The sequence below is a fragment of the Bifidobacterium sp. MSTE12 genome, assembly GCF_000513015.1.
Lineage (GTDB): Bacteria > Actinomycetota > Actinomycetes > Actinomycetales > Bifidobacteriaceae > Bifidobacterium > Bifidobacterium dentium.
Genome location: NZ_AZYA01000037.1, coordinates 157,039 through 182,953, shown reverse-complemented (window position 1 = coordinate 182,953; position 25,915 = coordinate 157,039). Strand labels below are relative to the sequence as shown.

Here is a 25,915-nt window from a genome sequence, read left to right as displayed (position 1 = left end):
AATCGCAATTGCGGTTTCGAAAAGCAATTGCTGGAAAGGAAAGCCTTATATGGCAACCGCAACCAAGGAACATAACCGTTACGGCATTTTGTCGGCCGCGTTCGTGGTCATGTTCTTCGTGGCGTCCATCGCATTGTTCAGCGTGTTTCTGACGCCGCTGAGCGAGCAGAATGGGTGGAGCAAAACCGACGTGAGCCTCTCGTATTCCATCTTCCAGACGGTCATGGCCGTCACCGGCATCTTTTCGGGTCGCATTTCCGACAGATTCGGTCCACGAAAGGTCATGATCGTCGGCGGACTGGTATTCGGCCTGGGCTGGTTCCTGACCGGCATGGCCACCAGCATTCCGATGCTGTACCTCTGCCACGGCGTGATCGCCGGCATGGGAAACGGCCTGGTATACAACCCGACGCTCACCACCGCGCAACGCTGGTTCCCCGACATCCGCGGCAAGGCGTCCGGCATCCTGTTGGCCGCAGCGGCCATCGGACCGGCCACCCTGTCTCCGATAGCCAGCTTCCTGTCGAGCACGTTCGGCGTCTCCACCGCGTTGAAGATTCTCGGCATGACGTTCTGGATCACCATCACATTGGGCTCGCTGTTCGTCTCGCCGGTGCCGGAAGGGTACCGTCCGAAAGGCTGGAATCCGCCTACTCCCGCAACCTCTGCCGACAATGCCGAAGACGACGGCTTTGATTGGAAGGCGATGCTCGCTTCGCCGCGGTTCTATGTGCTGTTGCTCGTCTACGCGGCCGCGGCGACCGCCGGCACCATGCTTGTCGGTGCGCTGTCATCGATCGCCCAGTATCAGGTCGGCCAGGTCGGTGCGATGACGGCCGCCGCCTTCGGAGCGATGGTGGTGTCGATCAACACGTTATCGAATTTCGTGGGACGACTCGCATTCGGTGCTTTGTACGACAAGCTGGGCGCGTTCAAGTGCCTTGCCGTGATGCTGATTGCTACCGTGCTGGCGATGGTGGCCATGTCGTTCGCAACGAACGCGCCGTTCTTCATCGGCTGTGTAATCGTACTCGGATTCGCTTTCGGCGCGTTGCTGGTGATTTACCCGCCGCTGACCGGCGAGACGTTCGGAACAAAGCATCTGGGCATCAACTACGGCATCATGTTCCTAGGGTACGCACTGGGTGCGTGGATCGGACCGCGCATCGCCACCAGCCTGTTCGACGAGACGGTCGGATATCGCAACGCGTTCTATGCTGCGGCCGTGATTACGCTCATCGGCCTTGCCGTTGTGTTGCTGCTGGTGACGAAGGTTAGGAAAACCGGCACTATGATGCCGAAACTCAAGTAGACGCAGTCGCGGAATATTCCGAAGGAAGAACCAGACAGCGAAACGACGCCAACAAAGGAGTTACTTATGACGCAACAGCTCAAACTCGCCGTAATCGGCGCAGGCGCTATGGGGCGCGACCATATCCGTTACATTCAAGACAATCCTGATGCGAAATTGGTGGCGATCGCCGATCCGATGCCCGAATCGGAGGAATTGACGAAATCCATCGACGTCGAATGGTATGCGGACTACAATGACATGTTCGATCATGTGGCGCTTGACGGCGTGGTGATCGCATCGCCGAACGGCCTGCACCTGCCCATGGCACGCGCGGCACTCGAACATGGCGTGCCGCCACTGGTGGAAAAACCGATCAGCGACGACCTGGACGACGCGCGCATCTTCGCGAAGGCGGCCCGCGAAATCGGCCTTCCGGTATTGGTCGGTCAGCATCGCCGGCATAATCCGAAGGTGCAGCGTGCCAAGGAAATCATCGAATCCGGCGTGCTCGGCACAATCGTGACGGTTTCCGTGCATTACAACATCTACAAGCCGGATACGTATTACGACATTCCCTGGCGCAGGCAGAAAGGCGCCGGCCCGATTCTCGTGAACATGGTGCACGATGTTGATCTCATGCGCTATCTGATCGGCGAACCCGTGGAAATTCAAGGCATGGCGGCCAACAGCGCTCGAGGATTCGAAGTGGAGGATTCCGCAGTGGTCAATGTACGCTTCGAATCCGGCACGCTTGGCTCGATCACGCTTTCCGACGCGGCGGCCAGCCCGTGGAATTGGGAAGCGACCGCACGAGAGAACCCGTTCTTCGCGCCGTTCGACACTGACGCGTATTTCATCATGGGTACCAAGGGGTCACTGTCTCTGCCGAGATTGCAGCTCTTCACATACCGGGATGGTGTAAGTGACTGGACGAAGCCGCTCACCTGTGAGATTCAGGGCGTGAAGGAGGGACTGCCGCATCGTCTTCAGCTGGTGCACTATCTGAAGGTGCTGCGCGGTGAGGTTGAGCCGATCGTCACGCCGGAAGACGCCATCAAGTCGCTGGAGGTGCTCAACGCCGTCAAGAAGGCGGCGGATGAAGGTGCCATGGTGACGTTGTAGACGCCGGTCTTCGGTGATCTTCGGTGATCTGCAGGACGGGCCGCGCGCCGTCGTGTGATTTCGCTTCTGCGTCTTGATTCCTCCACCCACTGGAGGTTTTACCCTGCTGGGATGCTTCTTAGCGGGGTAATTCTTCCAGTAGATGGAGGTTTCTTACCTCGTAATGGCTTCTCTGCGTCCTGTTTCTTCCAGTGTCTGGAAGTTTCATCCTTCTGAAAGGCTCCTCAGTGGGTCAATTCTTCCAGTCGCTGGATGTTTTGTACCTCTGAGAGGTCCCTGAGCAGGTTGATTGTTCCAGTGACTGGAGGAATTTGGCTTCTAGCGGTAGCCATCCCACTGAGGCAGCGGAAAGAGCACGTCCTCGCATTCGACCCACATGGCGTTGAGATCCTGGCCAGGCTTGCGCAGCCAGCGCAGCTGCACGCCGTCCATCATCGCGAAGCCGGCGCGCAGTACCTGTTCGGCGTCGACGCCTTCGGGCACGTGCCAGCGGATGTTCTCCGCCACGTCCACGATACGCTCCTCGCGGTTGGCGAAATAGTCGTGCGCGGGATGATCGGGGTTCAGCGCCTCGGCGCTCAAGGTTGAGAACATGTGCACAAGCTTGGGACGTTTGGCGTTGATCGCCACGGTCTTACGCCACATTTCGGCGATGTGAGGGTGTTCGTTGCGCACCATGCCGGCGGTGATGTCTTCGGTTTCTCGATCGTACATCTCGTCGAGCACCGCATGCAGCAAGCCTTCTTTGCTGCCGACATAGTGCAGTACGCCCGCTTTGGTCAGGCCGACCATGGTGGCTATTTTCTGCAGTGACGTTCCGTAGTAGCCGAGCGTGCCGAAGCATTCGACCGCCGCGTTGAGGATTTCGCTTCTGCGGTCGACTTCGTCGTTGGCCATGTTCTCTCCTATGCAGCTCTGACAACAGTTCCTCATCGGGATGGAAAATTATGATTACCTTACGGTCGGTTAACTGAAATTCCAAAGATGATTGGCGTGTCGCGTATTCGATTTTGATAAAGTACCTACCAATCGGTTGGTAAAGAGTTCGGAGTTGAACTCTTGCCGAGCAAACGAAAGAGGTTCGTATGAGCGAAAGCACCTATCCTGAAGTCAACGACCTGACTCTCGAGGAGAAGGCGTCACTGACCTCCGGCGGCGACGCATGGCATCTGCAGGGCGTGGAAGCCAAGGGCATTCCGGGCTACATGATCACCGACGGCCCCCACGGCTTGCGCAAGTCCTTGGCATCCAGCACCGGTGAAACCGATTTGAACGACTCCGTGCCGGCAACCTGCTTCCCGCCGGCCGCGGGCCTGTCCAGCTCCTGGAATCCGGAACTCATCCACCAAGTGGGCGAGGCCATGGCCGAGGAATGCATTCAGGAGAAGGTGGCCGTGATTCTCGGCCCCGGCGTCAACATCAAGCGCAACCCGCTCGGCGGCCGTTGCTTCGAATACTGGTCCGAAGATCCGTATCTGGCCGGCCATGAGGCCATCGGCATCGTTGCGGGCGTGCAGTCCAAGGGCATCGGCACTTCGCTCAAGCACTTCGCCGCCAACAACCAGGAGACCGATCGCCTGCGCGTCAGCGCCAACATCTCCCAGCGCGCGCTGCGCGAAATCTACTTCCCGGCTTTTGAGCACATCGTCAAGGAAGCTCAACCGTGGACCATCATGTGCTCCTACAACCGTATCAACGGTGTGCATTCCGCGCAGAACCGCTGGCTGCTCACCGACGTGCTGCGTGACGAATGGGGCTTCGAAGGCATCGTCATGAGCGACTGGGGTGCAGACCATGACCGTGTCGCCTCCCTCAACGCCGGCCTCAACCTTGAAATGCCGCCGAGTTACACCGACGATCAGATCGTCTACGCCGCCCACGACGGCCGCATCCAGCCTGAGCAGCTCGACAGGATGGCCCAAGGCATGATCGACCTGGTCAACAAGACCCGCGCCGCCATGAGCGTCGAAGGCTACCGCTTCGACGTGGATGCCCACGACGAGGTAGCCCACCAAGCCGCAGTCGAATCCATGGTGTTGCTCAAGAACGACGACGCCATCCTGCCGGTCGCATCCGATGCAAAGGTTGCCGTCATCGGCGAATTCGCCCGTACCCCGCGCTATCAGGGCGGTGGTTCCTCCCATATCACTCCGACCAAGATGACCAGCTTCCTTGACACGCTCACCGCACGTGGCGTGGACGCCAAGTTCGCGCCGGGCTTCACCCTCGACCTCGAACCGGCTGATGCCGCAATGGCCGCCGATGCCGTCGAAGTCGCCAAGGGTGCCGACGTAGTGCTCATGTTCCTGGGTCTGCCGGAAGCCGCCGAATCCGAAGGCTTCGACCGTGAAACCCTCGACATTCCGGCCAAACAGGTCGAACTTCTGGAAGCCGTCGCCGCCGAAAACAAGAACATCGTGGTCGTGCTTTCCAACGGCTCCGTCGTCTCCGTGGCGCCGTGGGCGGATAACGCCAAGGGCATCCTCGAATCCTGGCTGCTCGGACAGGCCGGCGGTCCGGCGCTCGCCGACGTGATCTTCGGCAACGTCAGCCCGTCCGGCAAGCTTGCCCAGACCGTTCCGATGGACATCAACGACGACCCGAGCATGATCAACTGGCCGGGCGAGGAAGGCCATGTCGACTATGGTGAGGGCGTGTTCGTCGGCTACCGCTACTACGACACCTATGACAAGGCGGTCGACTACCCGTTCGGCTACGGCCTGAGCTACGCCACCTTCGAAGTGTCCGACGTGAAGGTCGCCAAGACCGGCGCCAACACCGCTTCCGTAAGCGCGGTCGTGAAGAACACCTCCGACGTTGACGCCGCCGAAACCGTGCAGGTGTACGTGGCTCCGGGCAAGTCCGCCGTGGCACGTCCGATCCACGAGCTCAAGGGTTTCAGGAAGGTGCTCCTCAAGGCTGGCGAATCTGCCGAAGTGAGCTTCGACCTGGACGAGCGCGCCTTCGCCTACTGGTCCGAGAAGTTCGATGACTGGCATGTCGAATCCGGCGAATACGCCATTGAGGTCGGTACTTCCAGTCGTGACATCGCCGGCACCGGCGTGGTTGAGCTCGATGGCGATGGCAAGGCCGAACCGCTTACCGAGTGGTCTACCTTCGGCGAATGGTCCGATGATCCGGTCGGCTCCAAGATCGTCGCATCCGTGTATGCCGAGGGCGAGGCCGGCAATCTGCCGAAGATGCCCGATAACGACATGATGCGCATGTTCCTCAGGTCCATGCCGATCAACTCCATGCCGATGCTCATGAGCGAAGGCGGTAAGAAGATCACTGCCTTCATGCTTGACGAATACGCCAAGGTCACCGAGTAAGGCGACGGAAAGGAACCCAAACAGACTTGGGCCGAGAGCCTAGTCCGCGAATGAACCGGTGCGGACCAGGCCCTCGGCCTTTCACATAACGATTCGCCGGCATGTTTGCCGGTAAGGGGCATCTCGCTCCGGTAAGATGGGCGAGACGACGAGTGCATGCAAGGAGGCACAATGACCGAGATCGACGAGACGGCTGGCATGAGCGAAGCGGGTCGTCACGAGTGGGAGTTGATGGTGGCCGGCGAGGTATATCAGGACTCGCATCCGGACATCGAACGCAAGCGCGCCGAGGCGAAGAGACTGTTCGTCGAATACAACAAAACCGATTACGAGGATGTCGAACGTCGTCGTGAGATCATGGAACGGCTGTTCAAATCGATTGGTGAAGACGTGTTCATCGAACCGAACTTTCGTTGCGAGGTCGGCCGCAACATCACCATCGGTTCGCATGCCTACATCAATTTCGATTGCGTGATGCTTGACAATGCGCCGATTACGCTCGGCGACTATGTGTGGATCGCGCCGATGGTCGGTCTGTTCGCCACCAATCATGCGCTTGATTTCGAAGAGCGCAAAAACGGCGCGTGCCAGGCCAAGCCGATCGTGATCGGCAACGGCGTATGGTTGGGCGGTCATGTGACCGTGCTCGGCGGCGTGACCATCGGCGACGGTGCGGTGATCGGCGCCGGAGCCGTGGTGACGCACGATATTCCGGCGAACTGCATCGCCGTCGGCAATCCCGCACGTGTGCTGCGCGAAATCACGGACGAGGATCGCACCGGATTCATGGAACGCATCAAGGCACGTGACGCGGCGTGATTTCGTCTGCCGCCCTTATCGCCATAAGCCATAAGGGTGCTGCACAATCGATCATGGTGCGAACCTTATGTGACGTATCCCGAGTTTTACGGGCGGGATCATGAGGTTCGCACCATGATTGTTTTTGCGGTTTCGGCAATCCTTGAACCGGTGCCTTCTCGTCGGAGAAAACCCGACGACACGCGGAATGTTGTATATGCAACTGTTGTATGTGCAACGGGTTATGATATAGCGCGTGACAGATGAACGAAACAATGAAACGACTTCGGTGAACCCGGCGTTCGCCGAGGCGTGGGACCAAGGTGTGTGCAAGCCGCCGAGCGTCGCCATCAGATCTCTGCACAACGTCATCAACCGGTATCTTGCGTCGACGCGTCCCGAGCAGGTGGATGGATTGAGCGGTGGCAACATCGACATCATCGCTTTCCTCGCCCGTCATTCGGAACGTGAGATTTTTCCACAGGATGTGGAACGGCGCTTCGGCGTGACCAGATCGACGTCAAGCAGGGTGCTCGGACTCATGGAACGAAAAGGACTGATCGTTCGTGAATCGGTGCGGCGCGACGCAAGGCTCAAGAAAATAGTCTTGACCGACAAATCCCGCGACATCGCCGAAGCGTTGCGTGAAAACGCCGTCGCCATGGAGAACATACTGCTGCAGGGGCTGAACGATGACGACATTCGCCAGTTCATGCACGTGCTTGACGTGATGCAATCCAATCTGGTGGAGACCGGCATGATCGGAGACGAAAAACGTTACTCCAGTCTGGCGATCTGTGATGTGCGGGCGGATGAATCGCAAGCGGAAAACGAAGGGAAGGAAGAGGAGTGAGCGCAACAACGCAAACGGTTTCGGTTGCAAAGAACCAGTCACGGCCGAAACAGCATCTGATACGCACGTTGGGCGGATCGCTGCGTGAATACAAAAAGGACAGCTTGCTGGCGCCTGCATTCGTGGCGGTGGAAAGCGTGCTGGAAATCCTGATTCCGACGGTCATGGCGTCGCTGATCGATCAGGGCATTTCCGGCGGCAGCATGCCGGCGATCATCAAATTCGGCGTGATCCTGTTCGTATGTTCGATGTTCTCCCTGGCATCTGGCTTCCTTGCCGGAAAATTCGCGGCGATCGCCGCCGCGGGCCTTGCGAAGAACCTGCGTAAGGACCAGTTCGAGAAGGTTCAGGGCTTCAGCTTCACGAACATCGACAAGTTCTCCACCGGTTCGATCATCACCAGGCTCACCACCGATGTGACCAATCTGCAGAACGCCTACGGCATGATGATCCGCATGGGTGTGCGAGCCCCGATCATGGTGGTCGTGGCATGGATCTTCTCGTTCCGCATCAGCCCGTCGATCTCCTTGGTGTTCCTCGCCTGCATCCCGATTCTCGCAATCGGCCTGTGTGGTCTGGCCGTCATCGTGCACCCGGTGTTCGAGCGTGTGTTCCACACCTATGATGAGCTCAACAATGTGGTCGACGAGAACCTGCAGGGCATCCGCGTAGTCAAGTCGTACAACCGCGAATCGCATGAAATAGGCAAGTTCGGTCGCATTTCCGAGCGGATCTTCAAGGATTTCACCAAGGCCGAGCGCATCATGAGCTTCAACAGCCCGCTGATGATGATCTGCATCTACGGCACCATGCTGCTCATCGCATGGATGGGCGCACAGCAGATCGTCGCTTCCGGCAACAACGCGGCCCTTGGATTGACCACCGGCGACCTGACCGCATTGGTCACCTACGCCATGCAGATCCTCATGGCCATGATGATGCTTTCCATGATCTTCGTGATGTTCATCATCTCGCAGGCTTCCGCCGAACGAATCTGCCAGATTCTCAATGAGGAAAGCACCGTCACCAATCCGGACAATCCGGTCAGGGAGGTCGTCGACGGTTCGATCGACTTCGATCATGTGACATTCCGCTATTCCGACAGTTCGGAAAAGCCGGTACTGGACGACATCAACCTCAAGATCCGCTCCGGCATGACCATCGGCATCGTCGGCGGCACCGGTTCCGCCAAGTCCAGCCTGGTGCAGCTCGTGCCGCGACTGTACGACGTGACCGAAGGCTCGCTCAAGGTCGGCGGCGTCGACGTGCGCGATTACGACCTTGAAGTGTTGCGCGACCAGGTGGCCATGGTGCTGCAGAAGAACGTGCTGTTCTCCGGGACCATCGCCGAAAACCTGCGTTGGGGCAATCCGAACGCCACCGACGAGGAAATCCGTCACGCATGCCAGTTGGCGCAGGCCGACGGATTCATCCAGGAATTCCCCGATAAGTACGATACATACATCGAACAGGGCGGCACCAACGTCTCCGGCGGCCAGCGTCAGCGCCTGTGCATCGCCCGCGCCTTGCTGAAGAAGCCGAAGATCCTCATCCTCGACGATTCCACTTCCGCGGTCGACACCAAAACCGATCAGCTGATTCGTGCGGCGTTCCACAACGAGATTCCCGACACCACGAAGATCATCATCGCGCAGCGCGTCGCCTCCGTACAGGAATCCGACATGATTCTCGTCATGGATGCCGGCCACATCATGGCCGCCGGCACCCACGACGAACTGCTTGCAAGCTGTGACGAATACCGTTCCATCCATGAATCGCAGACCAGGAACCAGGCACAGCCTGAGGAACTTCAGTGAAAGGAGGAGAGAGCAATGACTGAAATGATCATCGATGAAGAGACCGAGATGAACGAGCGCCAAGAGGCGATCGACGAGGCGAAAACCGCGGAAAGCGAACCACGAAAGTCGCAGGGCGGGCCGAATGGTCCCATAGGCAAACCGATGCAGAAGGCCGCTCCCGGCACCACCAAACGCATCTTCGGCTACATTTTCCAATACAAGTGGCGCGTAGCCATCGTGGTGCTGTGCATTCTGATCGGAGCCGCGGCACAGTCCGGATCCGCGCTGTTCCTGCAATCACTGATCGACAGTTACATCCTGCCGATGGTCGGTGCGAACAATCCTGATTGGGGTCCGCTGCTGCGCGCGTTGACGCTTATGGGATGCCTGTATGCGGCCGGCATTCTCTGCAGCTGGCTGTGGCAGTGGCTTATCGTCACCGTCGAGCAGGGCGTGCTCAAGAAGATTCGCGACGACATGTTCGCCCATCAGCAGAGCCTGCCGATCCGTTATTTCGACACCAACGAACACGGCGACATCATGAGCCGCTACACGAACGATACGGACACGTTGCGTCAGGCCATCAGCCAGTCGTTCCCGCAGATGTTCTCGTCCGCGATCACCGCCATCGCAGCGCTCATATCGATGCTGTGGCTCTCCGTGCCGGTCACCGTCTTCGTGCTGGTCTTCTCCGCACTGCTGTTCGTGGTAGTGCGCAAGGTCGTCTCCCGTTCCGGGCGCTACTTCGTCAAGCAGCAGATCGAAATCGGCGACGTGAACGCATTCGTGGAGGAATCCGTCAACGGGCAGAAGGTCATCAAGGTCTTCAACCATGAGGATGCCACGCAAAAGGACTTCGATGAAAAGAACGAGCGACTGTTCGAAGCCTCCGCCGAAGCGAACACATGGGGCAACGTGACCATGCCGATCGTGGGCAACATGGGCTACATGCTGTATATCCTGCTTGCCGTTCTCGGTGGGGTCATGGCGCTGTCGGGCGTCGGCAACTTCGGCCTGTCCGGATTCGGTACGCTCACCTTGGGTACGCTGATTTCATTGCTGACCCTGTCCCGAGCCTTCATCAATCCGCTCGGACAGGTCTCCATGCAGTTCAACATGGTGATGATGGCGCTCGCCGGCGCATCCCGCATCTTCCAGCTTATGGACGAAAAGCCGGAAGACGATGGCGGTTCCGTGACGCTCGTCAACGTGGAGCTCGCCTCCGACGGTCGCACCATGACCGAAGTCGATCACGAAACCGGTCACTGGGCTTGGAAGCGTGAGGAAGGCGATGACGGCACCCGTTCGCTCAAGGCCGCACATGCGTTGAGTCCGCGCGCCGCGGAAGTGGCGATGAAGGCTCGCGAAAACGCGATCACCTCGCCGGATGGTCGCTTGACCCTGCTGCAGGGCGACGTGCGCTTTACCGACGTGACCTTCGGGTATAACCCCGACAAGCCGGTGCTGCACGACATCACCTGGTTTGCGAAACCCGGTCAGAAAGTCGCCTTGGTCGGCGCGACCGGTGCCGGCAAGACCACGGTGACCAACCTGATCAATCGCTTCTATGACATTCAGGAAGGCATGATCCTGTACGACGGTATCTCCGTCAAGGGCATCCGCAAGCCGGATCTGCGCCGTTCCCTCGGCATCGTGCTGCAGGATGTGAATCTGTTCACCGGTACCGTGATGGACAACATACGGTACGGACGACTCGACGCCACCGATGAGGAATGCATCGAAGCCGCACGCCTGACCAATGCCGACGGCTTCATCCGCATGTTGCCGAATGGATACCAGACCGTGCTCGAGGGTGATGGTTCCGGCCTGTCGCAGGGCCAGCGCCAGCTGATCTCCATCGCACGTGCCGCCGTGGCCGATCCGCCGGCGATGATTCTCGATGAGGCGACCTCGTCCATCGATACCCGTACCGAGGAAGTGGTGCAGGCCGGCATGGACAACCTCATGAAGGGGCGTACCGTGTTCGTGATCGCTCACCGACTGTCCACCGTGCGCAATTCCGATGTGATCATGGTGCTCGATCACGGTCGCATCATCGAGCGCGGCTCGCATGATGAGCTTATTGCGCTCAAGGGCGAGTACTACCAGCTGTACACGGGAGCCGTGGAACTGGAGTAGGAACCGCAATGAAATGGCTGTGACCGCCGAGTGTGGTCACAGCCATTTTGCGTTTGGGACTTGCTTATGTTATTGGTTGCGAGGTTCTGCTTGTTGGATAACGGGCTGATTCTCGCAGGCTAGGACCTTTCCCCGGGTGATTTGGGGCCGTGGCTGTTGGGTAACCATTCGGTTCTCGCAGATTCGGCCCTTTTTAGTGCCGGTTTGAGGCCCTGCCTGTTGGGTAATACGCCGGTTCTCGCGGATTAGAGCCCCCTGGCAACAACCCAAGTCAACAACAAAACTACTCAAGGTTGGCGTGGAACTCCCACAGGGAATCAAGGTCGATGCCTTGTTTGCGCACCAGGCTCATGGCGATCGCGTCGCCGACCAGCAGCAGCGACTGCTCGAACAGGCTGGTCATCGGCTGCTCGCTCGGCTTGGTGCCCGAACCCGGTTTCCCGGCGGCTGGCACATGTACGAACAGGTCGGTGTACTCCTTCATCGGGCAATCCTCGACGATGCCGATACGGGCCACTTTCGCACCGAACGACTTGGCTTTGCCTGCGATGAACAGGGGGAATCCGGTCTTGCCGGAACCGGAGCCGACGATGAGCAGGTCCTTGTCGCAGATGGCCGGCTCGGTAATCTGACCGACCATCACGGTGTCGATGCCGAGGTGTGCGAGTCTCTTGGCGATGGCCTCGAGGGCGAGCTCGACACGGCCGACGCCCACGAAGAACACTTTGCGTGCGCCGGTGATCAGATCGGTCAGTTGGTCGATCTGGGTCTCGTCGACGTTGCCCAGTACGTCGGAAAGTTCGTTGATGATGATGCGTTCACATTCGTGGAAAGAGGTTGCGGTGGTCATGATGGTCTCCTTACGTGTGATGTGGGGATTGTGGAATTGAATGTCGTGCAAGGCCGGTTAGCGCATGCGTACCTTTTCGCCGGTGGATTCCTCGTAGGCCGCCATGGTCATGTGCCAGGCCTCTTCGATGTCGGGAGAGCGTTTGAAGATGCCGGTGTTGCCAAGCACGAAGGTGTCGGCGCCGACCTCGCGCATGCGCTTGAAATTCTTCTCATTGCATGATCCGTCGATCTGGATCTCATAGTTCAGTCCGTGCGCGTCGCGGAACTGTGCCAGACGCTCGATCTTCTTCAGTGTTTCGGGAATCAGTGGTTCGCCGGAATAGCCGATTTCCACCGTCATGACGGTCACGAGGTCGATGCGTTCCAGCAGATTCTCCATTTCGGAGAACGAGGTGAGCGGATTGACCGCAATGCCGGCGCCGCAACCATTTTCGCGAACGATGCGTAGCGTACGGAAGGCGTGTGCGCCCAGTGATTCGACATGCGGAGTCAACATGGTGGCCCCTGCGGCGACCAGTTGATCGATCCAATGGTCGATGTCGGTGACCATCATGTGCACTTCCTTGCGCAGCGCGCACAGTGGCATCATCTGCTCGATCCAGGTGGTGCACAGGCCCATGCTGGGGGAGAAGTGGCCGTCCATGATGTCGACATGGTAGGAATCGGCATAGTTGTTCAGCACCTCGACCTGTGCGGCGGGGTTACGGAAATCGCTGCAATACAGCGAAATGGCGAAATGCGGATCGCTGAATGGTGCGGTCATGATGATGTGCTCCTTGTCAATCGTTGACAAAAGTCCGTTGATGTTTGGGGTATTTGGGTGTGTTTGCCCAGAGATGCGACATTGCCGCATCTTGAGGTGTGTGAGAGGTTGGCTCCGGATTATCCGAAGGAATTGCGAATCAGCGGATGATGCGCAATGAGACTCCCATGGCGATGAGTGCGTCGGCGCACTCCGGAGTGCCTTCCGTCACGATGACGTCCAGCGCGTTGCAGTCAGCGATTTTGTAAGTGGAGACATGTCCGAATTTTTCCGGGGTGATTAGGCTCATCACCTTGGTTCCGGCTTGGATCAGCGCACGCTTGGTCTCGGCGGATTCCAGATATGGCGTGGTGATGCCGTGCGAAGGATCGATCGACGAGACGCCGAGCAGTACCAGATCGCAATGCAGTTGCTGCAGCATCGCCAGTGCTGCCGAACCGACGGTTTCCTTGGATTTGTGGTGAATGGTGCCGGTAAGCATATTCACCTCGACGTTGTCGTAGTCGGACATCCATAGGGCCACGGCCGGGCTGTTGGTGATGATGGTTCCCGCGTAGTCGCGTGGAAACGCTTGCGCGGCCAGATAGTTGGTGGAACCACCGTCAATGAAGATGACGCGGTTTTCGGAGATTTCGTTCATCGCCGCCGCTGCCAGCTTCGTTTTGACGTCCTTGCCCAGATCGACTCGATTCTCGAATCGGCTGAGCTCGGTATCCGGTTTCATCGCGCCTCCGTGCACGCGTTGCACCAGTCCTCGGTCATCCAGTTCCTGCAGATCCTTGCGCAAGGTGGCTTCGGTGACGCCAAGCTCCTTGGCGTAATCGGTGACGACGACGCGGCCGTTGGCGTCGATCTTCCTCAAGATCTGCTCTTGGCGTTCGGCTTTCATCATCGTGCAGGCTCCTTGTCGTGTACTGCTGGACCGAGTGTTGTCATCCATCTTAGCAATCACTTTTCGATATTTATCGTTATGGCGGAAAAATCATTTCGTTTCCTTTCGTTTCGTGTTGACAACTATCGTAACCTTGTGTTATGTTGTTGTCAACAGGCAAAACGAAAGAAATCGCAAGTAAAACGAAATCAATCGAAAATGCTTGTTGTTGAGAACGACACGCCGAAAGGCGAACCGCTCGAAAACGAAAAAATACGCCACAATCGAAAATAACAACGGACGCGTAAACGTCACAGTGTATGACAAAGGAGTTTTCGCCATGAAGCGTTCTGAAGTCAATGCGGTCATCAAGCAGTTCGAGGCCCTGCTCGACCAGTACAAGTTCCGGATTCCGCCATACCTGAGCTTCACTCCGGAGGAGTGGGCCGAAAAGGGTCACGAATGGGATGAGATCCGTGATAACGCCCTGGGCTGGGATATCACCGATTACGGTGAAGGTGACTTCGAGCACAAGGGCTTGGCTCTGATCACCTTGCGCAATGGCAATGTGAAGGATCCAAAGTACACCAAGGTGTACGCCGAGAAGATCATGATGAGCATGCCAGGCCAGGTCTCCCCGATGCATTTCCACTGGAACAAGATGGAAGACATCATCGTGCGCGGTGGCGGCACCGCGGTGTTCCACCTGTACAACGCCGACCCGGAGACCGAAGAGAAACTCGACACCCCAGTGCTGGTGTGCCGTGACGGCCGCCGCTACTACGTACCGGCAGGAGAACCGATCGAACTCAACGAGGGCGAATCCCTGACCTTCTATCCGTACACCTATCACGAGTACTACATCAAGGAGGACTCCGTCCCGACCCTCGTGGGCGAGGTGTCCATGTGCAACGACGACAACACCGACAACCGCTTCTACGCGCCGCTCGGCCGCTTCCCGAAGATCGAAGAGGACGAGCCGGCCTATCGTCTGCTCTGCAACGAGTATCCGGCAGCCAAGGAAGACTGAGCTCCCCCATCATTACTGCAGAGGTGCGGCAGCATTGCCGTACCTCTGGCTCAACTCACCCAAAAACAAGGACATCCGCAATGAACGCGCAATCCAAATCCGTGCTCACCATGGGCGAATTGCTGTGGGACATGCTTCCCGACGGCAAGAAGCCGGGCGGCGCGCCAGCCAACTTCGTATACCATGCCGCTCAGAATGGCGTGAAAGCCACCGCCGTCACCGCCGTTGGCGACGATGAACTCGGTCGTGAACTGGTGCAGCTGCTCACCGAACGCGGCGTCAACGTGGCCGCGCAAACCAACGAATACGCAACCGGCATCACCGCCGTCTCCTTGGATGAGAACGGCGTCCCCTCCTATGATGTGGTGCGCGATCGCGCATGGGACCACATCGCCTTCACCGATCAGGTACGCACACTGGTCGAGAATGCCGACGCCATCTGCTACGGCAGCATCGCGGCCCGCGAACCGCACGGTACGCGCGACGCAATCTATGCGATGATCGATGCCGCCGGGCCCGACACCGTGCGCTTCTTCGACATCAACATCCGTTCCGGCTTCGCCGACCATGACGTGCTCGAACGCATGCTGAACGGCGCGACGATTCTCAAGATCAATGATGAAGAACTACCGATCGTGGCGCGACTCTTTGGCATCGACGAACCGGAGTTCAAGGTGCCGTCGCAAACCGAATGCGTCAAGGCCATCAAGGAGATGTTCGATCTCGACGTGGTGATCCTCACCGCCGGCGATTCCTACAGTCTGGTGATGGACGACGAGACCATCTCGATGCTGCCGACGCCGAAGGTCGAGGTCGCCGACACCGTCGGCGCCGGCGATTCCTTCTCCGGAGCGTTCCTCGCATACTGGTTGCGCGGATTCAGCCTGCGTGCCGCTCATGAGCGTGCGATAGAGGTGTCGGCGTTCGTATGCACCCAGCAAGGTGCATGGCCGGAATATCCAGCCCAATTGCAGGAGGACTGAGATGAAGCGTTCCGATATGCTCGCCCACGTCGGCAGCATGCAACAGGCCGCCTATGTTCGTCCGATCGAATACCAGGAAGGTCGTACGCACGGCCTGAAGGCGGTCGAAGTCAAGAACGGGCCACTGCGCTTCATGTCGATGGCCGACAAGGCGCTCGATGTGGCACTGTTCGAATATAAAGGCGAGAATCTCACATTCCTGTCGAAGCCGGGGCTGAACGGTCGCAACCAATTCGACACCAATGGCCAGGAAGCGTTGCGCTCCATCATGGGAGGTTTGTTCTTCACCTGCGGTTTCGAGAACATCTGTGGCCCGTACTCTACGCCGGAAGGCTCGCGATATCCGGCAGGCGACTACCCGATGCATGGCCGTATTCGCACCACGCCAGCCGAACATGTAAGCTCCGACGCCTACTGGGATGGCGACGATTATGTGCTCGAAGTGTCCGGTGAAATGCGTGAGGCGGAGCTATTCGGCGAGAACATGGTGCTACGCCGCCGCATCCGTTCCGTGTACGGCAAGCCGTCTATCACGGTCGAGGATGAGGTGACCAACGAGTCGTTCCGTGAGGAGCCGCTCATGTGGATGTACCACTGCAACTTTGGCTGGCCGTTGCTGGCCGAAGGTGCGCAGGTGGTCATTCCGAGCCGTGGCGCAACCCCGCGTGATGACACCACCGCGGCCGACGTCACGCCATGGAATGAGATCGGTGCGCCCGAAGCCAACAAGCCGGAAAGCGTGTACATCCACGAACTGGCGGCCGATGCGGACGGCGGAAGCTTCGCCGCTGTCGTCAACCGTAAGCTCGGCCTGGGTGTGGTCATCGATTTCAATGTGGCCGATTTCCCGCATTTCATGGAGTGGAAGTCGATGGGTTCCGGTGATTATGTGGTCGGTCTCGAACCCTCGAATTCCAAGGTGTATGGCCGCGGTTGGCATGAGGAACGTGACAATCTGCATATGCTTGCCGCGCAATCCTGCGAACGCAAGACCGTCACCTTCACCGTGCTCGACGGCGTCGAGGCCATCGATGCATTACTGGCCCGTCGCGATGCCCTTCTCTCATAACGAGAGGCAGCGTTACCAATGCTTGCCGGTCTGAACGGGTTTGGATCTCTCTATTGCTCCGTTTGAACCCCGGATACCCCGTTCGGCCGGCATCTCCTCCTCCGATGGGGGAGAATCCCCGAAGGGGGGTATGGGAAGACCCGTCTTCCCATACAATCGCACTATCTTTCAAGGAAGAAGGACCTATCATGTCTTCAGCTGAAGCGAATGTGGCAAAACCGACCACGCTGAGTGAATCAACCATTAAAGCCCACAAATCCGTAGCCCGTCGGCTTGCGCTGATCGCGGCACTCGGCGGTCTGCTCTACGGCTATGACTCCGCCGTCATCAACGGTGCGACCAACGCCATCAAAACCGAATTCGCCACAGGCGACGCGTTGCTCGGTCTTGCCGTTGGATCCGCGCTGATTTCCGGAGGTATCGGTGCGTTGCTTGCCGGTCGTATCGCCGACAAGATCGGCCGCGTGCCGATGATGAAGATCGCCGCCGTGCTGTTTCTGATCTGCTCGATTGGCTGCGCCATCGTGCCGAACATCTTCGTACTGGTCGCCTTCCGTGTATTCGGTGGTTTTGCGGCAGGCGTTGCGGCCATGGTGGCTCCGGTCTACATTGCGGAAATCGCGCCCACCGACGAGCGTGGTGTGCTTGGAGCGTTCCAGCAGCTGGGCATCGTTATTGGCATCTTCATCTCGTTGCTTGTCAACGCGCTGCTCGTGCACATCTCCGGTGGCGCCAGCGTGTTCATGGGGCCGCTCGAAACCTGGCAGTGGATGTTCCTGTGCATGGCCGTGCCATCCGTGCTGTACTTCCTGCTTGCATTGACCATTCCCGAATCGCCGCGTTACTTGGTGGCACAGCATCGTGACGAAGAGGCGGCCGTCGTGCTAGGCCGTATCGGCACCGACCCGGCTCCGATTTCCGACCAGATCGGTCGCATCCGCTATTCCATCGGCATCGACCACAAGCCGTCGTTCCGCGACCTCATCACTCCGGTCGGCCGTTTGAAGCCGATCGTGTGGGTGGCTATCGGCTTCATGATTCTCAACCAGTTCACCGGCATCAACGTCATTTTCTACTATTCCAACACTTTGTGGGGTGCGGTCGGCTTCACCGAGAAGGACTCCTTCACCATCACTGCCATCACGTCGTTGATCAACATCGCCGCGACCATCGGCGGCACGTTCCTGATCGATCGCGTCGGCCGCCGTCCGATGCTATTGGTCGGGTCCATCGGCATGCTCATCACCCAAGGCGGTCTGGCACTGCTCTTCGGTACCGCACCCATGGTCAACGGTGCGCCGCAACTCGCCGGCTTCACTGGTCCGCTTGCCCTTGTGTGCGCCAATGGATTCGTGATTGCGTTCGGCCTGACCTGGGGTACCGTCTCGTGGGCCATGCTCGCCGAAATGTTCCCGAACTCCATGCGTTCCGCCGGCATGTCCGTCGGTACCGCGGTGCAGTATACGTCGAACTTCATCGTCACGGTAAGCTTCCCGGTGTTGTTGGCCTTCAACGTCGGCCTGATTTATGGACTGTTCGCCTTCTTCGCCTTCGTGTCTTTCTTCTTCGTGCTGAAGTTCATGAAGGAGACCAAGGGCGTTGCCCTAGAGGATATGGAAGGCTGATTGCCTGCTCGAGCATCAGGTAGCGTGCTGGCGGCGTTGTGTTGGTTCCTGGCCATGGTCACAACGCCGCCGTGACGTTGTGGTGTGAGTAACGGGCGGTTCCTCGCGGATTGCGGCCGTTTTGTGTCCTGGTTGGGGCTGTGGTCGTTGGGTAACGGGTTGGTTCTCGCAGGTTAGGACCTTTTCCCGGGTGATTTGGGGCCGTGGCTGTTGGGTAACCATTCGGTTCTCGCAGATTCGGCCCTTTTCGGTACCGATTTGAGGCTCTGCCTGTTGAGTGGCACGTTGGTTCTCGCAGCCTGCATCCCATGCTGAACTGTTTGAGGGCACGCCTATTGGATAACGGGCACGCCCCTCTAACCCCGCTTGGAACCTTGCCGGCTGATGCCACCCTTATGACCGGTGGCCTTGAATGGTTTCGTGAATCCTTTGCCTCGGAAGCTCTGCGGGGCAAAGGATTGCTGCTTATCCGGCTTTGGCCAGGTCGACTTATGGAATTGCGCATGCATAAAGGGATATTGTATTTGACGGTCGCCCGTCAGTGCGCTCGCCGCCACTGTTGCGGAGTGAGCCCCGCACGCTTGCGAAATACGCGGATGAAGTAACTGGGCGTCGAAAAACCGCAGGCACGGGCCACTTCGGTCACGTCGGAAGCGGTGCCGGAAAGCATGTGCATGGCCTGCTCGATGCGGTAATCGGTCAGGTATTCATTTGGCGTGCGATTCACATACTCGCGAAATACGATGCAGCATTGGCTGCGGCTCATGGTACCCGCCGCCGCGATGTCGGCCAATGTGATTCGTTCCGGGAAACGCTGATGAATGAAGCCGGTCATGGTCAACGCACTCATCAAATCACGATTATTGGCGGGGGAGTGCGATGCCGAATGATTTGAGGATGGTGATTGCCGGTCCTGTGCCGGCTCCGGTCGTCCGGTCGTCGGATGACCAGACGCTTTCGCCATGCTCTCCCGAACCAACGCCAAAGCCGCCCCGCACAATTGGATCGCCGTTCCAATCGCCTGAATCGTATCGGACTGCGGATTGGCGGCTTCGTCGGCATTCGGCACGTTGAACCGCACGGTATCGTCAATCAGTTGCAGAATGCGCCGATGCCGTGAATCAGTATGATCCAACAGCATGTAATCCGGTGCATCAGGCCCGCACAGCATGTCCAGTTCGGCGCTCGCCGGTCGCCATAATGATTCGAACAGCGAAGGATTCACTACGGCCGCCGGGTAATGGCATTCCTCGCGGGTCGGTGAGAATCCGTAATGCAACCGATTCGAATTGACGAACAGTCCGTCGCCGGTCGGAATGTCGACGATCGCGCCGTTGACGAAGTATTTCATCGACCCGGTGAGCGCATGTACGAACTCCAGGTCGCGATGCCAGTGACAGGCCATGCTGAAGTCGAAGCGGGAGAGCGCATCATTGCGTGTATACAGCGGCAGATCAGGCTGATTGTAGTAGATGCGTTCGGAAAGATCCGAGAATACCGCCAAAGGCTGTAACGGTTGACATTGTTTCATCCGTTCTCGCTTTCGATGGATTTTCCGTTCAATGCAATACGATTTTGCTATTTACAAACGATTCAATGATATCGCATCGTGTGTTCTGAATGCTGATAAATATTACTCTTTTCATGTAAAGAAGAAGATTTTCTACATTGATGGAGAGATACGAATATGGCATCACACCGCTTGTTCACGCTTCCCGTGGCCATTCTGGTCTTTCAGAGTTTTCTGCTCGGTACCAGCGAATTCATCATCGTGGGCGTACTTCCCGACATTGCCTCCGATCTCAACATTGCCGTGACCATGGTGGGTAATCTTGTGGCTATCTTCGCGTTCGTGTATGCGCCGCTCACACCGATTGGCGCCGCGATCTGTTCGAAATTCCAGCGATTCCGTGCACTGATCGCATTGTTGCTTGTATTTCTTGCCGGCAATGTGATCTGCACCTTTGCCGTGAACTATCCGATGCTGCTGCTTGCTCGCGTGGTCACCGCCTCCGTTTCGGGAGTGCTTGTGGCGGTGGCGCTCACCTTCGGACCGGACGTCACGAGTCGTGAAAACCAGCCGAGATACATGTCGTGGGTGTTCTCCGGATTTTCCATCGCCTCCGTGTTCGGCATGCCGATGGGTACGTGGATTGCGGGGTTGGCGGGTTGGCGTACCAGTTTCGTCGTCATCGACGTGTTGACGGTAGTCATGATCGGCGTCATGTTCGTGGTGTTGCCGAAGCGTTCCGTGCCTTCGCAGGTGGGTATTCTCGGCCAATTCAAGCTGTTCTCCGACCGTCGAATCATCCTCGGCGTGCTCACTGTGGTGTTCGGCCTCGCCTCGAGCTATGTGTGGTACACCTACCTGACACCCATGTTTACCAACGAATTGCATGTGCCGGCGGCCTATGTGAGCGTCGCGCTCGTGGCGTTCGGCGCTTGTTGCCTGTGGAGCAACCTGTACAGCGGCAAGCTCGCCACGCGTGGCACCGGCATTTGGCCGCTCGTCGGCATGAGCAAGGCCTACGCATTGCAGTTCGTGTGCATGCTGCTACTTCCCTTTGCCACGGCGAACGCGATGCTTGGATCGGTGTTGCTGGTGGTTCTGGGTCTTACGATCTATCTGCAGAACTCGCCTTCGCAGGTGCTGTATTCATATGTGGCCGAAACCGGCTATCCCGGCTGCGGCACGCTTGCCTCGTCGTTGAACTCCACGTCCTGCAACCTCGGTATTGCGCTCGGTTCCGCAGTTGGTGGCGTGGCCTACGATGCCGCCGGATTGCGTTGGCTCGGTCCTGTCGGTGCCGTGTTCGCCGCATTGGCGGTACTGATGACGGTATTGTTGAAAGTCAATGACGGACGGCGTGCGATAAGATCGCACGATAGGGTGCACTTGATTACCAATCTGATAGGAAGATGAGGTACCCTGATTCGGTAAAGCTTTTACTTCACCGAATGAGGAACATCGATGGCGACCATCAAGGAAATCGCAAGACGGACGGGATTCTCGCAAGCTACGGTATCTCGGTTGCTGAATGGAGATCCCACATTATCCGTCCGCGAGGAGACGCGTCGCAAGATCATTCAGGTCAGCGAGGAACTTGGCTACAGCATGCAGACCAAACGCATCGTGATTCCGCATGAGGTGGCCTTGCTTGACAACGAGGAATCCAATGAGGCGTTGCGTGATTCCTATTTCACTGATCTGCGTGCGGCACTCGAACGCAATGCTGGGCAGCAGCGTATGGAACTGACCGTGTTCCGCAATCTTGACGATATGATTGCCGAAAGTAGCGGATTTGACGGCTTTATGTCGATCGGTGCCGACCGGATCGTCGAAGAGGATCTGGAACGGTTGCATGATGCCATGCCGTATGGCGTGTTCATCGACGTGAATCCAGCGCCGGGTCTGTTTGATTCCGTACAGCCTGATCTGCAGCAGACCGTGCATGATGCCGTTGCGGCTTGTGCGGCGAAGGGAATGAAACGTGTCGGGTTCATTGGCGGCAAAGGCTGCCTGATGAACTTCTATGAGCTGGACGAAGAGAATCGCGCCACCTATTTTCGGCGTGAAGTCAAGCGTTTCGGATTGGACGCCGAGGGTCTGATCTATTCGGATGGCCTGTTTACCGTGGAGAACGGCCGCAGGCTTGGCGAACGGTTCGTGCACGATCACAACGGTGCGCTGCCGGACGCGGTGATCATCGCCGCCGATGTGATTGCGGTCGGCGTATTGCAGGCCTTCAATGCCTCCGGAGTGCTTGTGCCGCGCGACATCAGCGTGATCAGCATCAACAACCAGATGATTGCCCAGCTTACGTCACCGCCTTTGAGCACATTCGCCATCGACCAGAGCGAGCTTGCCCGCGTGGCGATCCTGACTTTGGCGGATGCCATCGCGGGCAAGCGAACCATCCGCCAGCACGCCTATCTGTCGACCTCGTTGGTCGTACGTGACAGCTTCGTGCCGGCGGAACGGTGACTTTCAGCCGTTGTGATGCCGTATTCAGAACAGCTCCAGCATCACATCAAGCGTGAGCGGTCGATCGGCCGGTAGCTGGAACCGCTCATGCACCGGTGCGCCCCACGAATCGTCGCCGCCGACGCCCATCTGCGCTGCAAGCAGACGCAGGAACATGTGACGTGGGGTTGGCAGCTCCTCCTGATGGGTCGCCTCTTCCAGCATCAACGTGCTGTAGGGCAGCAGGCTTGCCGCGAAGTGTTCGTCGCCGGCTTGGCTCACACGCATGCCGTGGCCATGGCGGTCGGTCACCTCAATCCAGCGCAGCCCCTCATGATTGCCGGTTTCCTGCGGCACCAGATACGGTGCGTTGTCTGCTTCGGCAGTGCTCTCGAACACGCCGAGCTTGGCGCCGTGCAGGCGGTCACGATAGGTTTCGGCCGGTCCCAGACCGTAGAAGCGCAGGTTCGAATACTCGACCGGCAGCATCCATTCCATGCCGAACGCCGGTAGCGAAGCCGCTTCGATACCGCCCGGATAGGTGAGGGTCAGATGGATTCGCCCGTCTTCCAGCAGCTCGTAGCGTGCGGTGACCTTCGTGCGTTGCGTGATTGCCAGTTCATACGTGTACGTGCCGACGATCGTATTGCCATCACGGACGATTTCGGTACCGACCGTCTTGGCGTAACGGCCGGCAGCGAACCATTGTGCACGGTCGAAGCCGGAGGCATTGCCGCGGTCGTTGTCGGTCAGAGGACGGAACGTCAGCAGGCTCGGCTTGCGCGAAAGCATTTCATGGCCATCGCGGGTGAAGGAGACGAGTCCTCCCTGTGCCTTGGATAGCAATGCCTCGCGGCCGCCCGCCTTCACGCCGGCGTTCCAGCGTCCGTCGGTGACCGTCACATCATGCGTGTGGCCGTCGGTCACCGCGGCGGCATCGGTGTCGGCGGCATCGTTGAAGACCTGCACATGCTGCCCGAACGTCAGCTCGAATCCGGCCGGAGCCCAGGCGGTGGCCTCGGCCAGCCGCTGATCGACCTCGTACGTCACCTCGATCGAACCATTCGGCAGCTCCTCGTCGCAACGGCTCGCCATCAGATCGGACGCGGCAGGGAATGCAATGTCGAAACGTTCGCTCGCACCGGCCGCCACGTCGAAGCGATAGTCAGCCTGCCAGCGCTCCTCGCCGTTGACCAGCATACGCGCCGTAAATACGTAGTCGGCGGTGGAGACGAACAGATTCTCATTGCGGATCGTCACACCGTGCGCATCCGGCTTGATGTTCACGTTCGCATACAATTGCTTGACTTCCTGCGCCTTGGGGGAGGCAGTGCGGTCCGCGAAGATGATGCCGTCGCCGGAGAATTCGTAATCGTTCGGACGATCGTCCCAGTCGCCACCATACGTCAGGCGTTCGGTGCCGTCCGGCAGACGCTGGAAAAGCGCCTGGTCGATGTAATCCCAGATGAAGCCGCCCTGATACTGCTCGTAACGTTCCAGTTCGGTGTACAGATGCATGCCGCCGACGGAGTTACCCATGGCATGCATGTATTCGCACGAGATATATGGTTTCTTCGGATTGGCTTCGAGATATTCCGCAATTTCCGCCGGCTTGGCATACATGCGGCTTTCCATGTCGGAAATGTCATCGAACTGACGGTTCCAGAACACGCCCTCGTAATGCACCGGACGCAGCGGATCGTTGGCGTGCGCGAAATCGCTCATCGCCTTGAACACCGTACCTGCATACGATTCGTTGCCCAACGACCAGATCACCACGGCCGGATGATTGTAGTCGCGGCGCATCATCGACTCGATGCGGTCCACGCATGCTTCCTGCCATTCGGATTTGCTGCCCGGCACGTTGGTGTCCGGCGTGACCGGGTCGCTCGGTGCGGTCCATGAACCATGCGTCTCGATATTGGTTTCGTCGATCATGTAGATGCCATACTCATCGCACAGCTCGTACCAGCGTTCTTGATTCGGATAGTGTGAGGTGCGCACGGCGTTGATGTTGTGCTGCTTGAAGAACGTGATGTCGTACAGCATGTCTTCCTCGTTCACCGCGCGGCCACGGCGGGCGTCGAACTCATGACGGTTCACGCCTTTGAACATGATGCGCTTGCCGTTGAGCTTCATCACGCCGTTTTCGATGGCGAAATGCCGGAAGCCGATGCGCTCGCGGCTGACTTCGATCACTGTGCCGTCCGCACCGTACAGCGTCAGGTCGAGCGTGTATAGATTCGGCTCTTCCGCACTCCACGGCTTGATGTTCGCGATTACGGCTTCCGTGGTGATCATTTCGTTTACCGGCAGTTGTTCGGACTGCCATGCGATGGTGCCATCGGTTCCGTACAGTGTTGCGACGGCCTTGGAAGCAGCGTCCGCATTGCTGATGGATGCGACGAAGGCGAGCGTCGCATCGCCGGTCGTGGCGTCGAAATCGGGGTCGATTTTCCAATCGCGTACGTGTGCGGCGGGGATGGCGGTGAGTTCGACGCTGCGATACAGTCCGTGCAGGCGCCAGAAGTCCTGGTCTTCGAGCCATGCTGCGCTACTGAATTCGAAGCATGCGACGGCAAGGGTGTTGTGGCCTTCCTGAATGGCATCGGTCACGTCGAATTCACTCGGTGTGAAGGAATCTTCGGCGTAGCCGATGAATGTACCGTTCAGCCACACGTAGATGGCGGTGGATGCGGCGTGGAAGGTGAGCGTGATCTGACGGTTTTCGCGGATGGCACGGGTCACGGATGCGGACGGCGTGAATTCCCTGCGGTACAGCGCCACGTGGTTGTGCTGCGGAATGTTCGGCTGCTGAGGATCCTCATGGCCGTCCCATGGGTATTGCACGTTGACGTATTGCGGTTTCAGCAAGCCCTTGGTTTCCAGATTCGATGGCACTTCGATGGATGAGAATCCGGATTCGGTGCATTGGGTCTGGGCGAAGTCGCTGGGGAATCCGGCTTCGGACATGTCGACGACCTTGACCTGCCATTGGCCATCAAGCCGTTGTTTGAGTCCGGTCGGCTCACCGGCGAGTGGCTTATGGTCGTAGCAATGGTGGCTGGAATGTGCCGGAAGGCGGTTGACCGCGAAAACGGTAGGATCGGTCAGCCACGATTCCTGTGCTTCGGTTGAGGAAAAGATATGCGACATGATCTGCCTGCTCTCTTTCTATAGTGTCACGGCTCTGTGCGAAGGATGTAAAATCCTTTACTGATAAATAGTAACTTTCGTTATCAAAACTCGCAAGTACGTACGTCATATGCGTGGCGTGGTGTGTTCATGTTTGCTTTGATGGTCGAATCAATCGTTGAACACACATGATATGTGGCATTTTCTATCATTATCGAACAAAATGCGACACGCCGGCGAAGTGTAATGATTAGTATCACATTTTACTTAACGAGGGTTAAGGCAT

The 25,915-nt window shown here is 58.1% G+C and carries 19 protein-coding genes; 13 read left to right on the top strand and 6 right to left on the bottom strand.

Features of this window, described 5'->3' with window-relative positions:
- Positions 1 to 49 precede the first annotated feature (49 nt).
- Together HMPREF1494_RS09495 and HMPREF1494_RS09490 are read left to right on the top strand one after the other, a co-directional pair.
- Positions 50 to 1,312, top strand: a complete 1,263-nt coding sequence (locus HMPREF1494_RS09495; RefSeq protein ID WP_034522390.1) for an L-lactate MFS transporter — start codon at positions 50 to 52, stop codon at positions 1,310 to 1,312.
- 66 nt (positions 1,313 to 1,378) lie between these two features.
- Positions 1,379 to 2,416: a Gfo/Idh/MocA family protein gene (locus tag HMPREF1494_RS09490; protein WP_034522387.1), complete on the top strand. Its 1,038-nt coding sequence runs from the start codon at positions 1,379 to 1,381 to the stop codon at positions 2,414 to 2,416.
- Between the two features lie 318 nt (positions 2,417 to 2,734).
- Here the strand turns inward: HMPREF1494_RS09490 and HMPREF1494_RS09485 are convergent, their stop codons facing one another.
- Positions 2,735 to 3,313, bottom strand: a complete 579-nt coding sequence (locus tag HMPREF1494_RS09485) for a TetR/AcrR family transcriptional regulator (RefSeq protein WP_003839232.1) — start codon at positions 3,311 to 3,313, stop codon at positions 2,735 to 2,737.
- Between the two features lie 188 nt (positions 3,314 to 3,501).
- Between HMPREF1494_RS09485 and HMPREF1494_RS09480 the strand changes: the two genes are divergently transcribed.
- The 5 genes from HMPREF1494_RS09480 to HMPREF1494_RS09460 all read left to right on the top strand — a co-directional run bounded on the left by HMPREF1494_RS09480 (position 3,502) and on the right by HMPREF1494_RS09460 (position 11,337).
- Entirely contained in the window at positions 3,502 to 5,748 is a 2,247-nt protein-coding gene (locus tag HMPREF1494_RS09480; RefSeq protein WP_034522384.1) for an exo-alpha-(1->6)-L-arabinopyranosidase, read from the top strand.
- 171 nt (positions 5,749 to 5,919) lie between these two features.
- The gene (locus HMPREF1494_RS09475) at positions 5,920 to 6,567 is read left to right on the top strand and encodes a sugar O-acetyltransferase (protein WP_003845025.1); all 648 of its coding nucleotides are present in this window, start codon (positions 5,920 to 5,922) and stop codon (positions 6,565 to 6,567) included.
- 235 nt (positions 6,568 to 6,802) lie between these two features.
- Positions 6,803 to 7,399: a MarR family winged helix-turn-helix transcriptional regulator gene (locus tag HMPREF1494_RS09470; protein ID WP_231495399.1), complete on the top strand. Its 597-nt coding sequence runs from the start codon at positions 6,803 to 6,805 to the stop codon at positions 7,397 to 7,399.
- Positions 7,396 to 9,216: an ABC transporter ATP-binding protein gene (locus HMPREF1494_RS09465; protein ID WP_003841239.1), complete on the top strand. Its 1,821-nt coding sequence runs from the start codon at positions 7,396 to 7,398 to the stop codon at positions 9,214 to 9,216. Before HMPREF1494_RS09470 ends, HMPREF1494_RS09465 begins: the two co-directional genes overlap by 4 nt.
- Positions 9,217 to 9,360: 144 nt before the next feature.
- Positions 9,361 to 11,337, top strand: coding sequence for an ABC transporter ATP-binding protein (locus HMPREF1494_RS09460; RefSeq protein WP_129879815.1), 1,977 nt, complete (start codon positions 9,361 to 9,363; stop codon positions 11,335 to 11,337).
- A gap of 283 nt (positions 11,338 to 11,620) precedes the next feature.
- Here HMPREF1494_RS09460 and hxlB read toward each other — a convergent pair whose 3' ends face one another.
- The 3 genes from hxlB to HMPREF1494_RS09445 form a co-directional block, all read right to left on the bottom strand.
- Positions 11,621 to 12,187, bottom strand: a complete 567-nt coding sequence (gene hxlB / locus HMPREF1494_RS09455) for a 6-phospho-3-hexuloisomerase (RefSeq protein WP_003844998.1) — start codon at positions 12,185 to 12,187, stop codon at positions 11,621 to 11,623.
- Between the two features lie 57 nt (positions 12,188 to 12,244).
- The gene (locus HMPREF1494_RS09450) at positions 12,245 to 12,952 is read right to left on the bottom strand and encodes a ribulose-phosphate 3-epimerase (protein WP_034522378.1); all 708 of its coding nucleotides are present in this window, start codon (positions 12,950 to 12,952) and stop codon (positions 12,245 to 12,247) included.
- 139 nt (positions 12,953 to 13,091) lie between these two features.
- Positions 13,092 to 13,844, bottom strand: coding sequence for a DeoR/GlpR family DNA-binding transcription regulator (locus HMPREF1494_RS09445; protein ID WP_034522377.1), 753 nt, complete (start codon positions 13,842 to 13,844; stop codon positions 13,092 to 13,094).
- A 319-nt stretch (positions 13,845 to 14,163) separates the two neighbouring features.
- Between HMPREF1494_RS09445 and HMPREF1494_RS09440 the strand changes: the two genes are divergently transcribed.
- The 4 genes from HMPREF1494_RS09440 to HMPREF1494_RS09425 all read left to right on the top strand — a co-directional run bounded on the left by HMPREF1494_RS09440 (position 14,164) and on the right by HMPREF1494_RS09425 (position 18,530).
- Positions 14,164 to 14,853: a D-lyxose/D-mannose family sugar isomerase gene (locus HMPREF1494_RS09440; RefSeq protein ID WP_003841247.1), complete on the top strand. Its 690-nt coding sequence runs from the start codon at positions 14,164 to 14,166 to the stop codon at positions 14,851 to 14,853.
- A gap of 80 nt (positions 14,854 to 14,933) precedes the next feature.
- Positions 14,934 to 15,836: a carbohydrate kinase family protein gene (locus HMPREF1494_RS09435; protein WP_034522374.1), complete on the top strand. Its 903-nt coding sequence runs from the start codon at positions 14,934 to 14,936 to the stop codon at positions 15,834 to 15,836.
- A 1-nt stretch (position 15,837) separates the two neighbouring features.
- Positions 15,838 to 16,905 (top strand): aldose 1-epimerase family protein, encoded by a 1,068-nt coding sequence (locus HMPREF1494_RS09430; protein WP_034522372.1) that lies wholly within the window; start codon positions 15,838 to 15,840, stop codon positions 16,903 to 16,905.
- 188 nt (positions 16,906 to 17,093) lie between these two features.
- Positions 17,094 to 18,530: a sugar porter family MFS transporter gene (locus HMPREF1494_RS09425; protein WP_034522371.1), complete on the top strand. Its 1,437-nt coding sequence runs from the start codon at positions 17,094 to 17,096 to the stop codon at positions 18,528 to 18,530.
- 538 nt (positions 18,531 to 19,068) lie between these two features.
- Here HMPREF1494_RS09425 and HMPREF1494_RS09420 read toward each other — a convergent pair.
- Positions 19,069 to 20,061 (bottom strand): AraC family transcriptional regulator, encoded by a 993-nt coding sequence (locus HMPREF1494_RS09420; RefSeq protein ID WP_034522368.1) that lies wholly within the window; start codon positions 20,059 to 20,061, stop codon positions 19,069 to 19,071.
- A 156-nt stretch (positions 20,062 to 20,217) separates the two neighbouring features.
- Here HMPREF1494_RS09420 and HMPREF1494_RS09415 point away from each other — a divergent pair, with 156 nt between their 5' ends.
- Both HMPREF1494_RS09415 and HMPREF1494_RS09410 read left to right on the top strand, forming a co-directional pair.
- The gene (locus HMPREF1494_RS09415) at positions 20,218 to 21,453 is read left to right on the top strand and encodes an MFS transporter (protein ID WP_003839249.1); all 1,236 of its coding nucleotides are present in this window, start codon (positions 20,218 to 20,220) and stop codon (positions 21,451 to 21,453) included.
- Positions 21,454 to 21,501: 48 nt separating this feature from the next.
- On the top strand, positions 21,502 to 22,515 hold the full coding sequence (locus tag HMPREF1494_RS09410) for a LacI family DNA-binding transcriptional regulator (RefSeq protein WP_003841257.1): 1,014 nt from the start codon (positions 21,502 to 21,504) through the stop codon (positions 22,513 to 22,515).
- Between the two features lie 24 nt (positions 22,516 to 22,539).
- Here the strand turns inward: HMPREF1494_RS09410 and HMPREF1494_RS09405 are convergent, their stop codons facing one another.
- A complete protein-coding gene (locus HMPREF1494_RS09405; protein WP_034522366.1) occupies positions 22,540 to 25,650 on the bottom strand; it encodes a glycoside hydrolase family 2 TIM barrel-domain containing protein in 3,111 nt (1,036 codons plus the stop codon).
- Positions 25,651 to 25,915: the final 265 nt, after the last annotated feature.

Excerpts from the sequence above, each read along its gene's own strand:
- HMPREF1494_RS09495 (WP_034522390.1), top strand. The coding sequence starts at position 50 with ATGGCAACCGCAACCAAGGAACATAACCGTTACGGCATTTTGTCGGCC.
- HMPREF1494_RS09490 (WP_034522387.1), top strand. The coding sequence starts at position 1,379 with ATGACGCAACAGCTCAAACTCGCCGTAATCGGCGCAGGCGCTATGGGG.
- HMPREF1494_RS09485 (WP_003839232.1), bottom strand. The coding sequence starts at position 3,313 with ATGGCCAACGACGAAGTCGACCGCAGAAGCGAAATCCTCAACGCGGCG.
- HMPREF1494_RS09480 (WP_034522384.1), top strand. The coding sequence starts at position 3,502 with ATGAGCGAAAGCACCTATCCTGAAGTCAACGACCTGACTCTCGAGGAG.
- HMPREF1494_RS09475 (WP_003845025.1), top strand. The coding sequence starts at position 5,920 with ATGACCGAGATCGACGAGACGGCTGGCATGAGCGAAGCGGGTCGTCAC.
- HMPREF1494_RS09460 (WP_129879815.1), top strand. The coding sequence starts at position 9,361 with ATGCAGAAGGCCGCTCCCGGCACCACCAAACGCATCTTCGGCTACATT.
- hxlB (WP_003844998.1), bottom strand. The coding sequence starts at position 12,187 with ATGACCACCGCAACCTCTTTCCACGAATGTGAACGCATCATCATCAAC.
- HMPREF1494_RS09450 (WP_034522378.1), bottom strand. The coding sequence starts at position 12,952 with ATGACCGCACCATTCAGCGATCCGCATTTCGCCATTTCGCTGTATTGC.
- HMPREF1494_RS09445 (WP_034522377.1), bottom strand. The coding sequence starts at position 13,844 with ATGATGAAAGCCGAACGCCAAGAGCAGATCTTGAGGAAGATCGACGCC.
- HMPREF1494_RS09440 (WP_003841247.1), top strand. The coding sequence starts at position 14,164 with ATGAAGCGTTCTGAAGTCAATGCGGTCATCAAGCAGTTCGAGGCCCTG.
- HMPREF1494_RS09435 (WP_034522374.1), top strand. The coding sequence starts at position 14,934 with ATGAACGCGCAATCCAAATCCGTGCTCACCATGGGCGAATTGCTGTGG.
- HMPREF1494_RS09430 (WP_034522372.1), top strand. The coding sequence starts at position 15,838 with ATGAAGCGTTCCGATATGCTCGCCCACGTCGGCAGCATGCAACAGGCC.
- HMPREF1494_RS09425 (WP_034522371.1), top strand. The coding sequence starts at position 17,094 with ATGTCTTCAGCTGAAGCGAATGTGGCAAAACCGACCACGCTGAGTGAA.
- HMPREF1494_RS09420 (WP_034522368.1), bottom strand. The coding sequence starts at position 20,061 with ATGAAACAATGTCAACCGTTACAGCCTTTGGCGGTATTCTCGGATCTT.
- HMPREF1494_RS09415 (WP_003839249.1), top strand. The coding sequence starts at position 20,218 with ATGGCATCACACCGCTTGTTCACGCTTCCCGTGGCCATTCTGGTCTTT.
- HMPREF1494_RS09410 (WP_003841257.1), top strand. The coding sequence starts at position 21,502 with ATGGCGACCATCAAGGAAATCGCAAGACGGACGGGATTCTCGCAAGCT.
- HMPREF1494_RS09405 (WP_034522366.1), bottom strand. The coding sequence starts at position 25,650 with ATGTCGCATATCTTTTCCTCAACCGAAGCACAGGAATCGTGGCTGACC.